This window comes from Thermoflavimicrobium dichotomicum, assembly GCF_900114055.1.
GTDB lineage: Bacteria > Bacillota > Bacilli > Thermoactinomycetales > Thermoactinomycetaceae > Thermoflavimicrobium > Thermoflavimicrobium dichotomicum.
Window position 1 is genome coordinate 134,471 of the sequence record NZ_FORR01000006.1, and the last position, 12,604, is coordinate 147,074.

The 12,604-nt window shown below is 45.6% G+C and carries 11 protein-coding genes; all 11 read left to right on the forward strand.

The annotated features are described in order from the left end of the window. The 11 genes from BMZ78_RS08370 (at position 1) to BMZ78_RS08420 (ending at position 12,487) form a co-directional block, all read left to right on the forward strand. A complete protein-coding gene (locus BMZ78_RS08370) occupies positions 1-1,032 on the forward strand; it encodes a branched-chain amino acid ABC transporter permease (protein WP_093229507.1) in 1,032 nt (343 codons plus the stop codon). Next, positions 1,025-1,795, forward strand: a complete 771-nt coding sequence (locus tag BMZ78_RS08375; protein ID WP_093229509.1) for an ABC transporter ATP-binding protein — start codon at positions 1,025-1,027, stop codon at positions 1,793-1,795. Before BMZ78_RS08370 ends, BMZ78_RS08375 begins: the two co-directional genes overlap by 8 nt. After that, the gene (locus BMZ78_RS08380) at positions 1,779-2,486 is read left to right on the forward strand and encodes an ABC transporter ATP-binding protein (RefSeq protein ID WP_093229510.1); all 708 of its coding nucleotides are present in this window, start codon (positions 1,779-1,781) and stop codon (positions 2,484-2,486) included. The genes BMZ78_RS08375 and BMZ78_RS08380 overlap by 17 nt, the downstream gene beginning before the upstream one ends. Positions 2,487-2,561: 75 nt before the next feature. Next, a complete protein-coding gene (locus BMZ78_RS08385) occupies positions 2,562-3,749 on the forward strand; it encodes an ABC transporter substrate-binding protein (RefSeq protein ID WP_093229512.1) in 1,188 nt (395 codons plus the stop codon). Positions 3,750-3,931: 182 nt separating this feature from the next. Next, a complete protein-coding gene (locus BMZ78_RS08390) occupies positions 3,932-5,137 on the forward strand; it encodes an acyl-CoA dehydrogenase (protein ID WP_093229513.1) in 1,206 nt (401 codons plus the stop codon). A gap of 235 nt (positions 5,138-5,372) precedes the next feature. Then, entirely contained in the window at positions 5,373-6,146 is a 774-nt protein-coding gene (locus tag BMZ78_RS08395; protein WP_093229515.1) for an SDR family oxidoreductase, read from the forward strand. A gap of 170 nt (positions 6,147-6,316) precedes the next feature. Next, on the forward strand, positions 6,317-7,414 hold the full coding sequence (locus BMZ78_RS08400; RefSeq protein ID WP_093229516.1) for a phosphotransferase family protein: 1,098 nt from the start codon (positions 6,317-6,319) through the stop codon (positions 7,412-7,414). 54 nt (positions 7,415-7,468) lie between these two features. Next, positions 7,469-8,635: an acyl-CoA dehydrogenase family protein gene (locus BMZ78_RS08405; protein ID WP_093229518.1), complete on the forward strand. Its 1,167-nt coding sequence runs from the start codon at positions 7,469-7,471 to the stop codon at positions 8,633-8,635. Positions 8,636-8,711: 76 nt separating this feature from the next. Continuing rightward, entirely contained in the window at positions 8,712-10,388 is a 1,677-nt protein-coding gene (locus BMZ78_RS08410) for a long-chain fatty acid--CoA ligase (RefSeq protein WP_093229519.1), read from the forward strand. Between the two features lie 175 nt (positions 10,389-10,563). After that, positions 10,564-11,319 carry an SDR family NAD(P)-dependent oxidoreductase gene (locus BMZ78_RS08415; RefSeq protein ID WP_093229521.1) on the forward strand — a complete coding sequence of 252 codons (756 nt, stop codon included), beginning with the start codon at positions 10,564-10,566 and terminating at the stop codon, positions 11,317-11,319. A gap of 193 nt (positions 11,320-11,512) precedes the next feature. Beyond that, positions 11,513-12,487: a quinone oxidoreductase family protein gene (locus tag BMZ78_RS08420; protein WP_093229522.1), complete on the forward strand. Its 975-nt coding sequence runs from the start codon at positions 11,513-11,515 to the stop codon at positions 12,485-12,487. The last annotated feature ends 117 nt before the right edge of the window (positions 12,488-12,604 follow it).

Sequence of the window (12,604 nt, forward strand, 5' to 3'; positions counted from 1 at the left end):
ATGAGATCTTTCCCGGCCTCAAAATGGGTTGTGCCCGCATTGCTCCTTGTTGCATTGGCCATTCCTTTGCTCACTGACAATTCCTACTATCTGAATATGCTCATTATGATATTCATCTGGACGATAGCAGTAAGCGGAATGAATATGATTGCCGGATATGCCGGGCAGTTGTCATTGGCCCACGCCGGATTTTTTGGTATGGGTGCATATACATTAGGGCTTCTGATGGCGAAAGCGCAGATGTCATTTCTGGTGTCACTGGTGATGGCGGTCGCTTTGACAGGAATTGTCGGAGCGGTGGTAGGGATGATCTCGCTTCGCTTGAAGGGTCACTATTTTGCGATCTTTTCTCTCTGCATGGGAGTCATCATTTCCCTAGTCATTGAAAAATGGGAATCGTTGACTGAGGGGGTTCGCGGGCTACTTGGGATCCCCATTCCGAAAATCGGTTCATTTGAATTTTCGACCGTCACCTCCCAGTACTACTTGATACTGTTCTTCCTTGTACTTGCCATGTTTGTGAATCGACAAATTGTACAATCGTTAGTCGGAAGAACATTCATTTCAATCCGAAACAGTGAAGAGTTGGCAGAGGCACTGGGAATTAACGTAATGCAGAGTAAAATACTGGCATTCGTTCATTCAACTGTGTTGGCTGGACTGGCTGGTGCATTGTATGCAGGTTATCTCCGATTCCTCGGCCCGGAAGTCGCTTCCATTGAACATGCATTTGAAATGTTGTTGTATCTGCTGGTTGGCGGAATCAGCACTTTGTGGGGCCCTTTGGTGGGAACTGCGCTTGTGATGGCCATGATGCAATTGCTTCAGTCCTGGCAGGACTATCGCATGATCATTTTTGGCCCAATCCTCGTACTGATTGTCATGTTCCTGCCGCATGGGATTATGGGAGCGTTGGCCCGTCTAAAAATGAAACGTCAGTCTGTTTTGCCGGAAACTATCGATAATGAGAATCGGGTAATCGAAAAAGGGACAACCGACCGGAGATTGGCTGGGGGGGAAATCGATGCTTAAAACCGAAAAATTAACGAAAAGTTTTGGCGGGAACATAGCGGTAAATGCGGTAGATTTCCAAATCAATCAAGGTGAGATCACGGCGATCATTGGTCCCAACGGAGCAGGAAAAACCACCTTCTTCAATCTGATCAGCGGACTTCATAGACCCACCTCCGGCAAAATATTCCTTGAAGGTGAGGATGTAACGAATAAACCCTCCTATGAAATAGCGAAGATGGGAATCGCACGCACGTTTCAAACAACGAAATTGTTTGCTGAAGCTACTGTGATGGATAATCTGATTATCGGACATCGGCTTAGAACGAAAAGCGGGTTTTGGAGTGCCGTGATACGCAGCAAACGGTATCGAAAAGAAGAAAGCGAGTGCAGGGAAAAAGCCCTGCAAGTGCTTGAATTTGTCGGAGCTTCTGAGCTGGCCAACCGGCCGGTGGCGAGCATTTCACAGGAAGAGCAGAAAAGAGTGGCAATCGCGTTAGCTTTAGCTACCGATCCAAAGCTGGTCCTGCTGGATGAACCTGCAGCCGGCATTAACGCTGATGAAACGAGTGGCCTGGCAGAACTGATCAAAAAAATGAAGCAAGCAGGTCTGACGATATGCATTATTGAGCACAAAATGCAAATGATCATGAATCTTGCTGACCGGATCATGGTTTTGAACCAGGGTACAAAGATAGCGGAAGGAACACCGGCTGAAATCAGTCGGAATGAAACGGTGATTGAGGCTTACTTGGGAGGGACCCCGCATGCTCAAGCTCATTGATGTTACAGTCAAGTATGGAAGCTCCATAGCACTTCATTCTGTCAATTTGGAAGTAAATGAAGGAGAGCTGGTTGTACTGCTGGGTGCAAACGGTGCCGGAAAGAGTACTATTTTCCGTACCATCAGCGGCCTTTTAAAGCCAGCAGCGGGTGAAGTCAAGTTTATGGGACAATCGATCGGCGGGTGGTCCCCGGACCGGATTGTAAAAGCGGGAATCGTTCAATGTCCGGAAGGAAGGAAATTGTTTCCTGAAATGTCTGTCTTAAAAAACCTTACTTTAGGTGCTTACATCCATCGAAAAGACAAAGCGGGCATAACCCGTTCGTTAGAAAATATTTACGAATTGTTCCCGATTTTGTACGAGAAAAGGGAACAACCGGCAGGTTCATTGAGCGGGGGTCAACAGCAGATGGTTGCGATCGCACGGGCTCTCATGGCCAAACCGAAACTGCTGTTGCTGGATGAGCCTTCGGTCGGGCTTGCTCCGCTCGTCGTTGAACAGATGTTTAAAACAATCGAGAAAATCAACCGTGATGGAACCAGTGTTCTATTGGCGGAACAAAATGCATTTGCAGCTTTGCAGATAGCCCAACGTGGTTATGTCATTGAAAACGGACATCTGGTGCTTGAAGGGGCGCGAGAGATGCTCTGTGACAACGAGCAGGTGAGACGAGCTTACATTGGAGCGTAGTACGAATATGCTGGATGTTCTTATGTTTTTACTCCAAAGGAAAAACAAAAGAAGCCAGGCAAAGGAGAGGATTAAATGAAACGAATGTGGAAAACTCTTCTCACTCTAACAACCGCTGTTTCACTTCTTATTCTGACAGCATGCGCGAACTCAGAAGGCGGAGGAGCTGGAGAATCGAAAGTTGTCAATATCGGGTGGTCCGGGCCTCAAAGCGGCGGGGCGGCTCTGTATGGTAAAAACACGTTAGACGGAATGAACATGGCCATCGATGACATTAATGCCGCAGGAGGAATAAAAGTAGGGAAAGATAACGTTAAGCTGAAGCTCGTCGCATTGGATGACAAGTACCTTCCAAACGAAACGGCAACAAACGCCCGGCGGTTGAAACAGGAAAATGACGCAACGATTATCTTCACCCCCCATTCAGGCGGTGTGTTTGCGATGCAGCAGTTTAACGTGCAAGAAAATTTTCTGATTGCTGCCTATACGAGTGAACCGAAAGTCACAGAAGTGAAAAATCCGCTGATGGTGCGCATTCCTCCAACCTATAATATCTATCCGAAGACGTTCTCAAAAGAAATGATGAAACGGTTTGGCAAGAAAGTGGCATTAATACCGGGAACTCACCAGTATGCGAAAGATTGGACGGCTCTTTTCAAGAAAACATGGATTGGACTCGGTGGCAAAATCGTTGCCGAAAACCCGGTCGATTATAACAAAGAAAGCGATTTTTCATCTGCTGTAACGAAAGCGCTTTCATCGAAACCGGATGTTCTGTTTGTCGGCGGAGCTTCCCAACCCACAGCCCTCATCATTAAAGCTGCCCGCGAACAAGGGTTTAAGGGTGGTGTGATTATGATGGATCAGGCTAAATTGGAAGAGGTAGAGCAAGTTTTGAAAGACCCCAAGCTATTGGAAGGAGTAATCGGCGTTCGGCCAGCTTCAAAGTGGCCGACAGAAGGAACGAAGAAGGTTGTTGAGAGATATAAAAAGAAGTTTGGCGCAGACAAGATCCCGACATCGGAAGTTTTATACAATTACATGGCTGTACATCTGTTTGCAAAAGCGATGGAACTGGCTGGAACCACAGATGATCCGGCTGCAATCCGGGCAAAAATAAATGATGCATGCAAACAATTGTCTGAAGACAAAATTCCCTTGTCAGTCAAAGGATTATCTGAAGACGGGTCATTAATCACCACACCAAAAGCAATGATGATGAAAGATGGAAAGTATGTTGAAATCCCTCTTTCCTTGAATTAGGTTTCATGGTATTTTGGAGAACACTTCTTAAAGATCGTTTAAGAAGTGTTCTCTTTTTTAATTCCAGATTAACAACGCAAAATCGAAAAAAATATTTGAAAGATAAAACAAATAATAATAAAATAAAAATGAAATATATAACATACCAACTGGTTAGTTGATATGGAAGCGGAGGGATCGCATTGAATTTTGATTACAGTGATAAGGTAAAAGAATTACAGAAGCGATTAACTGAATTTATGGAACAAGTCGTTTATCCTAATGAAGCAACGTATCAACAGCAACTGAATGAAGCTCCCAATCGTTGGACTACTCCTCCTATTATGGAAGAGATGAAGGCTAAGGCAAGGGCTGCCGGGTTATGGAATTTATTTTTACCCGATAGTGAATATGGTGCAGGTTTGACCAATCTTGAATATGCTCCGCTTTGCGAAATTATGGGACGTTCTTTTATAGCTCCAGAAGTATTCAATTGCAGTGCACCGGATACCGGAAATATGGAAGTGTTAGTCCGTTATGGAACAGAGGAACAAAAAAAGAAGTGGCTGGTTCCATTATTAAATGGAGAGATCCGTTCCTGCTTTTCGATGACAGAGCCCCATGTAGCTTCATCAGATGCCACCAATATGGAGACCCGGATTGAACGGGACGGAGATGAATATGTAATTAACGGCAGGAAATGGTGGTCCTCAGGTGCAGGAGACCCACGCTGCAAGATTGCGATTGTAATGGGAAGATCGAACCCGTCGGCGCCCAGACATGAACAACATTCTATGATACTGGTACCGCTCGATACTCCCGGAGTTAAGATTTTGCGTCACTTACCTGTCTTTGGCTATGATCATGCTCCTCACGGTCATGCAGAGATTGAATTTGACAATGTGCGAGTGCCTGCTTCCAATATCATCTGGGGGGAAGGAAAAGGTTTTGCCATTGCTCAGGGAAGGCTTGGTCCAGGGCGTATTCATCATTGTATGCGCTTGATCGGGGCGGCTGAGCGTGCGCTTGAACTCATGTGTAAGCGAGTCAAGGAACGCGTAACCTTCGGTAAACCTCTGGCAGAACAGGGTGTGATCCAGGAGTGGATCGCAGATTCCCGAATCGAAATTGAACAGGCGCGTCTATTAACCCTGAAAGCAGCCTATATGATGGATAAAGTGGGGAATAAGGTAGCCAGAAAAGAAATTGCCATGATTAAAGTCGTGGCTCCAAATATGGCTCTCAGAGTATTGGATCGAGCGATTCAGGCCTTTGGTGCTGCAGGGGTAAGTGAAGATTTTCCGCTTGCAGCTCAGTGGGCAAATGCAAGGACACTCCGTCTGGCAGATGGCCCGGATGAAGTTCATCGGGCAGCTATCGCGAAGCTGGAGTTGAAAGCGCATTCGTAACCCGTAAAAGAATATAGGTGCTTTAAACGCGATGAACAAGGTTTTAAGTAGGGAGCTTAAGATGAATGACAGTGAAAAACCACGATTGAAATTTTATCATCAATATGTTTCCGAATAATTACAATTGATAGATAAACACGTGACACAACTGCTTCTTGAGACTGTCCAAAGATACTCATTTCATTTTTTTCTGATTGAATCAATCGCTAAATTATATTGGGAAAGGGATACGCCTATGCATATCAGAGAATTGTTTGACTTAACAGGTAAAACAGCCATTGTCACCGGTGGAGGAAGAGGATTGGGAAAACAGATAGCAGAGGCTCTTGCTGAAGCCGGAGCCAATGTAGTGGTTTGTTCCCGCAAACTGGAAGCTTGTCAGGAAGCGAGTGAAAGATTAAAAGAAAAAGGGGTTCAATCCCTTGCCTTAAAGTGTGATGTAACGAATCCTGAGGATGTCAATTACGTGGTTGAAGAAACGTTGAAACAATTTGGCACCATTGACATCTTGTTTAATAACAGCGGTGTAAGTTGGGGAGCTCCGGCTTTGGAGATGCCTCTCCAAAAATGGAATATGGTAATGAATGTGAATGTAACGGGAACATTCCTCATGTCACAAGCCGTTGGAAAGACCATGATGAAAAATCAGTCGGGAAAAATTATCAATATTGCTTCCACTGCCGGCTTGGGGGGACAGGATCCCAGAAAATTGGACGCCATCGGATACTCTACCAGTAAGGGAGCCGTCATCACGTTTACAAAAGATCTTGCCATGAAATTGGCACCATACAATATTCATGTCAATGCGATTGCCCCAGGTTTTTTCCCTACTAAGATGTCAAAGGGAGTTTTGGATCAAGTTGGGAAGCAAATCCTGGAACAAACTCCGTTGAGAAGGTTTGGTTCTGATTATGACCTAAAGGGTGCAGCCCTGTTTTTGGCTTCCAGAGCTTCAGACTATGTCACGGGCCATGTATTAGTGGTTGATGGCGGAGTCCATGCCATGTGATTGATAAGAGGTTAAAAAATGAATAATTACCAATATTAAATCAACATACTGACTGGTTAGTATTAGGTGATATCAATATACAGATGCATAAGTGACCGGATGGGAAATTTAATTCAAGCGTTTATCGAAAAAACGTGACCCTAATTTCAAACATAAGTAAGGTGGTCTTCATGACTGATAAAGATCAGAAAGAACAGAAACAAGCCGAACAGGACACCATTTCTGTACGCAAAGGGGAAGAATTGAATCTTCCACGACTGGAGAACTTCTTGCGGGAAAAGATAGAAGGTTTAGATGATTCGCCTTTGGAAATCCGTCAATTTCCTACAGGAGCTTCCAATTTGACGTATTTATTGCGTATAGGGAACTGGGAGGCGGTTCTTCGCAGGCCTCCTCTTGGTCCTGTTGCCCCCAAAGCTCATGATATGGGCCGCGAATATAAGATATTAAGCAAGCTCCATCCCGTGTTTCCACTTGCTCCTAAACCGTATTTGTTTAGTGATAATGAAGAGATAATCGGCAGTCCGTTCTATTTAATGGAAAGACGGTGCGGCATTGTATTGGATAGCGAATTTCCGAAACCTTACACTCCAACCCGGGAGATCTGTCATCAAATCTCTCAAGCGATGGTAGACCGGCTGGTGGAGCTTCATAGTATCGATTATGAGGCAGCAGGCCTGAATGAAATAGGATTTCCGGAAGGATTTATGAAACGTCAGGTAACTGGTTGGATTGCCCGCTATGAACGTGCGAAGACAGATGAAATCGAAGGAGTGGAAGAACTGAAAAAATGGATGATTGACCATTTGCCCGTTTCCCCTCATCCTACCGTTATCCATTATGACTATAAGCTAAACAATGTCATGTTTGACTATAATGACTTAAGTAAAATGGTTGGTATTTTTGACTGGGAAATGGCCACCATCGGAGATCCTCTTGCGGATTTGGGCTGCGCTTTGAGTTATTGGACTCAGGATGATGATCCGGATGCACTTAAGTATTGGATGGGGAAGCATTCGATAACCCTTTTGCCCGGTTTTATGTCTCGGGAACAATTTATTGAAGCCTATGCGAAAAAAAGTGGACGGGATGTTTCACAAATCCATTTTTATTTAACATTTGCTTACTTTAAGTTGGCGGTTATTGTTCAACAAATTTATTACCGTTGGAAAAAAGGACAAACGGAGGATGAACGATTTGCTAATTTTGGGGATCGGGCCCGTAGCTTAATGATTCGTGCCTGGGAATTATCCCAAAGTGCTCGCTAATTTAATCGATTGATTTTAGTATCCGTCTGTTTCACTTGAGAGGAGAGATTATTGGTGAATTTCAACTTAACCGATGAACAGAGAATGATTCAAAAAACGGTTAGACAATTTGTTGAACGTGAATTGATGCCATTGGAACCTGAAGTGCTTCGAAATGAGAGAGAAGGACGGCCGGGAATAACTCGTGAGAAAATCAAGGAACTTCAGGAGAAGGCAAAGAAGGCCGGATTTTGGGGCATAAATACGCCAGAAGAGTATGGTGGAGCCAATCTGGGAGCATTGATGCAGGCGATCGTTTTAATGGAAACAGGAAGAACATTCGTGCCATTTCGATTTGGCGGACATGCTGACAATATTTTGTACTATTGCAATGATTGGCAGAAAAAAAAGTATTTGATTCCTACCATTAACGGCGAGCGAAAGTCCTGTTTTGCCTTAACAGAGCCCGGTGCTGGTTCCGATCCCTCGAATATTAAGATGACGGCCGAAAAAGACGGAGACCACTATATCCTAAACGGTGAAAAAATCTTTATCACCAATGGAAATGAAGCCGATTTTGCCATGGTCTTTGCTGTTACAAACAAGAATGTAAAAGGACACGGCGGAGTCACTTGTTTTCTGGTCGACAGAGAAATGGGGTGGCGGTCCGAGCCTATCCAAACAATGGGAGAATGGGCACCTGCTTCCTTAATTTTCGAAAATGTACGAGTACCGGAAGAAAATATTCTTGGTGAGTTGAATGGTGGTTTTCGGTTAGGTTTGGAATGGATTTCCTACGCCCGTTGGGTAGTCGGAGCGATTGCCGTTGGAGCAGCAGAGCGTCTCCTTCAGATGGCAATTGATTACTCGAAGCAAAGGATTACTTTTGGAAAACCCATTGCGGAGAGACAGGCGATTCAATGGATGATTGCGGATTCAGCGGTTGAAATAGAAGCCGCAAAATGGCTCGTATTGAATGCCGCATGGACTCTTGATCAAGGTCGGGACAATCGACATCTTGCTTCCATAGCGAAGTTATTTGGGGCGAATATGGGAAACCGAGTGGTCGACCGCGTTCTTCAGATCTTTGGAGGGATGGGATATACAAAAGAACTGCCGATTGAACGCTGGTACCGTGAAGCTAGGCTGTGGAGGATCTATGATGGAACGGATGAAATTCAGCGTCTTATTATAGCAAGGAATTTGCTTAAAGGACATGTGAAAGTTGGGGAGCTTTTATAGCGATGAGAAACCATTCCGCGCATCTGTGGGATCATGAGAAAGTTGAAATTCCGATCCGGGTGGTGATTACGCTGCCATGATGGACAGACATTATCCATTTTGGCCAAAACGGGTACCAAAAACGTTGACGGTGCCGAAAACAACATTGTTTGATAACCTGAAAGTTTCCGCTCAGCGATATCCTGATAAAACCGCCATCGTCTACTACGGGCGTTCCATTTCCTATCGGGATTTGCTGAACGAAGTTAATGCGTTGGCTGGATTTTTACAAAGAGAATGGAGTGTTTCAGCAGGAGACCGGATTCTTCTCGATCTGCAGAATTCCCCTCAATTTGTCATCGCCTTTTATGCCATTCTTAGAGCAAATGCTGTAGTGGTGCCGATCAACCCGATGAATCTTACCGAAGAGCTGGCTTTCTATATTGAGGATGCACAGGCCGAAGTAGCGATTGTCGGGCAGGAACTGTATGACCGAATTGCACCACTCAAGCAGGGCCAGACCGGGTTAAAACACGTGCTTGTTGCCGCTTATTCCGATTATGTCTCCCCGGATATGGAATACGAATGCCCTGATATGGTGACCGCACCCCGTCAACATATTCGGGAAGAAGGAGTGGTTTTGTGGCAGGATGCTCTTCAGCATGGCTCTCAACCCGGGCCGCTTACCGCGGATTCGGACGATATGGCTGTACTGCCCTATACATCCGGGACAACAGGGCGGCCGAAGGGTTGCATTCATACTCATGCAACCGTTCAGGCCAACGCTGTAGGTGCAAGTGTGTGGGCAAACATGACTGCTGATGCGGTTGTGTTAGGAACATTGCCATTCTTTCATGTTACCGGGATGCAGCACAGTATGAACGCTCCGATTTATGCGGGCAGTACGATGGTAATCATGAGCCGTTGGGACCGGGACGTCGCAGGGAAACTGATTCAGGAATACGGTTGTACACACTGGACCAATATCAGCACAATGGTGGTTGACTTTCTCTCAAATCCAAATCTATCAAAGTACAAGCTGGACACATTGAATACGATCAATGGCGGGGGAGCCCCGCTTCCCGAAGCCGTCGGGCAAAAGCTGTATGAAATGACCGGCCTGTATTATGCGGAAGGATACGGGCTTACCGAAACCATGGCGCAAACGCATTTCAATCCGCCGGACCGGCCGAAGCTTCAATGTATGGGAATCCCATCTTTTGACGTGGATGCCCGTATTGTTGATCCTGAGACTTTGAAGGAACTGGGCCCCGGAGAAGAAGGGGAAGTGATTGTTAGTGGACCCCAGGTTCTGAAAGGATACTGGAATCGTCCGAAAGAAAACCAGGAGAGTTTTGTGACCATTGAAGGCAAATCGTTTTTCCGAACGGGAGACATCGCGAAATACGATGAGGAAGGATATTTCTTCATGGTGGATCGCATCAAGCGCATGATTAACGCCTCAGGGTACAAGGTATGGCCGACGGAAGTGGAATCCATTTTATACAAACACCCGGCAGTACAACAGGCTTGTGTCATCGGTGTGCCAGATCCGAGAAGAGGGGAGACCGTCAAGGCATTTATTATCCTGAACGAGAAGGATCAGGGCAAAGTTACCGAACAGGACATCATTGAGTGGTCCAAAGGGAAGATGGCAGCGTATAAATACCCGCGGATTGTCGAGTTCGTAGAGAGTCTCCCTCTTTCAGGCAGCGGCAAAATCCTCTGGAGAAAGCTGCAAGAAGAGGAGCTGAAAAAACGCCGGGGTCACTGAGCGGCAATCTTGCAAAATTACGGATTGCTCACGGTTGGACAGACGGTAAATGAAGGAGCCTGGCGGTTATTACGATGAAGCGTTCCAGCCAGGCTCTACGGGTGTCTGAGGCTGCATCATCAGAGAACAACCGGATATTTTAATAAAAAATCATGTGATGAAATGGGAGATGGAAATGAGGCTAGCGAACAAAGTGGCGATCGTAACCGGGGCTGGAAGTGGGATCGGCCGTGCAACCGCACAAAAGTTTGCTCAGGAAGGAGCAAAGGTGGTAGTTGCCGATATAAATCCCGAATCTGGAGCGATGACAGCTACAAGCATTAAAGAACAGGGAGGAGAAGCTGCTTACATTGCTGTTGATACTTCTTCGTATGAAAGCGTGGAATTGCTTGTCCAACAAACACTGGGACTTTATGGAAAATTGGATATCATGTTCAACAATGCGGGTATAACGAACACACGATATAATGTGCTCGACATGCCAGTTGAAGAATACCATCGAACAGTGGCGGTGAATCAGCACGGTGTTTTCTACGGGATCAAGGCCGCAGCAAACGCGATGAAAGATCACGGTGGCGTGATCATCAATACAGCCTCTATCTATGGATTTATTGCCGATCGTAAACATTTCCCTTATCACGCCAGTAAAGGGGCCGTGGTCATGATGACAAAATCGGCAGCTCTTGATTTAGCCCGCTTTAACATCAGAGTGGTCGGAATTGCACCCGGACTGATCGATACGAACATTGTAAGTGAGTGGAGGAATAATCCGACTCTTTGGAACATCATTGAAAAGGCGCAGATGAGAGGCAAGGCAGGTACACCGGAGGAAGTCGCTCAGGTGGTAGCCTTTCTGGCCAGCGACGAGGCTTCCTTTTTGAACGGACATGTTTTTTGCGTTGATGACGGAGCGGCTTCATTCAAGCGTTAAAATGAAAAATAAACACCGGTTCCAGATGAGGGATAAACATCAGCCGTTATTCTGGGGATATTGCTGTTATCACGGGGGATGGAAGCGGGATTGGTAAGCCTGATTCCTGCAAAATCAATTTTTATTGCTACTCCAGTTGGCGACAAAACTTCCTGAAGCAACAATGAACACCAGCATATAGGGGATGAAACATTTGAAAGCGATTCAATTTAGTGAGTATGGAAAACCTGATGTATTACAGGTAGTAGATATTCCAGTGCCAACGTTAAATCCAGGTGGTGTATTGGTACAAGTCAAGGCAGCGGGGGTAAACTTTGCGGACACAGCTCGCCGCTATGGCCAATATTTAGCGAAAACACCTCTTCCTTACATCCCGGGTTCCGAAGCAGCAGGAGTGATTACAGAGGTCTCGCCTGACGTAACTCGTTTTAAGGTGGGGGACCGTGTGGTTGCCTTAACCGAAAAAGGGTGCTATGCGGAGTATGTAGCTCTTCATGAAAAGCAGCTAATTCCCATTCCGGAAGATGTTGATTTTGAACAGGCTGCTGCCATCCTGGTTCAAGGGCTCAGTGCGTATCATATATTGAAGACATCAGGGCAATTGGCCCAAGGTGAGTCCGTGTTGGTTCATGCCGCAGCAGGAGGAGTTGGAACGTTGGCAGTTCAGTTGGCGAAGTTAATGGGAGCAGGGCAAGTGATCGCTACAGCTAGCAGCTCGGACAAATTGGAACTTGCCTGTTCATTAGGAGCGGATGTTGGGGTCAATTATACAGACGAAAATTGGAAGGATCAAGTAATGGATCTAACGGAAGGAAGAGGTATCGATATCGTGCTTGAAATGGTAGGGGGAGATATATTCAAGAAAAGTTTACAATGCCTGGCGAAATTTGGACGACTGGTCATTTACGGTCGAGCAGGTGGTGAAAAGACCCGGTTTGATCCTGCTGTTCTTATGCAAAGAAATACGAGTGTTATAGGGTTCTGGTTGCCACGTATTATGGAACGTCCCGCGTTGTATCAAGAGAGTGTAAAGGAGCTGCTTAACTATGTGGGTGAGGGGAAATTAAAATTAATTATTGGACAAACATTTCCGCTCGAAGAGGCTGGAAAAGCTCATGAACTTTTGGAAAGCCGTCAGACAACAGGCAAGATAATATTAGTTCCTTAATCAAAAAAGGCCCCTCTTTTTAATGTGGATCATGTTGCATGATTCTCCCCGGACCTCTTTTTCAATCATAGAAGTTCATCGAGCTATTTTAACTCATAAAACTTCTTGTCACTGTAA

What these genes read in the sequence shown, in the direction of transcription:
- BMZ78_RS08370 (WP_093229507.1), top strand. Translation starts at nt 1, where the DNA reads ATGAGATCTTTCCCGGCCTCAAAATGGGTTGTGCCCGCATTGCTCCTT.
- BMZ78_RS08375 (WP_093229509.1), top strand. Translation starts at nt 1,025, where the DNA reads ATGCTTAAAACCGAAAAATTAACGAAAAGTTTTGGCGGGAACATAGCG.
- BMZ78_RS08380 (WP_093229510.1), top strand. Translation starts at nt 1,779, where the DNA reads ATGCTCAAGCTCATTGATGTTACAGTCAAGTATGGAAGCTCCATAGCA.
- BMZ78_RS08385 (WP_093229512.1), top strand. Translation starts at nt 2,562, where the DNA reads ATGAAACGAATGTGGAAAACTCTTCTCACTCTAACAACCGCTGTTTCA.
- BMZ78_RS08395 (WP_093229515.1), top strand. Translation starts at nt 5,373, where the DNA reads ATGCATATCAGAGAATTGTTTGACTTAACAGGTAAAACAGCCATTGTC.
- BMZ78_RS08400 (WP_093229516.1), top strand. Translation starts at nt 6,317, where the DNA reads ATGACTGATAAAGATCAGAAAGAACAGAAACAAGCCGAACAGGACACC.
- BMZ78_RS08410 (WP_093229519.1), top strand. Translation starts at nt 8,712, where the DNA reads ATGATGGACAGACATTATCCATTTTGGCCAAAACGGGTACCAAAAACG.
- BMZ78_RS08415 (WP_093229521.1), top strand. Translation starts at nt 10,564, where the DNA reads ATGAGGCTAGCGAACAAAGTGGCGATCGTAACCGGGGCTGGAAGTGGG.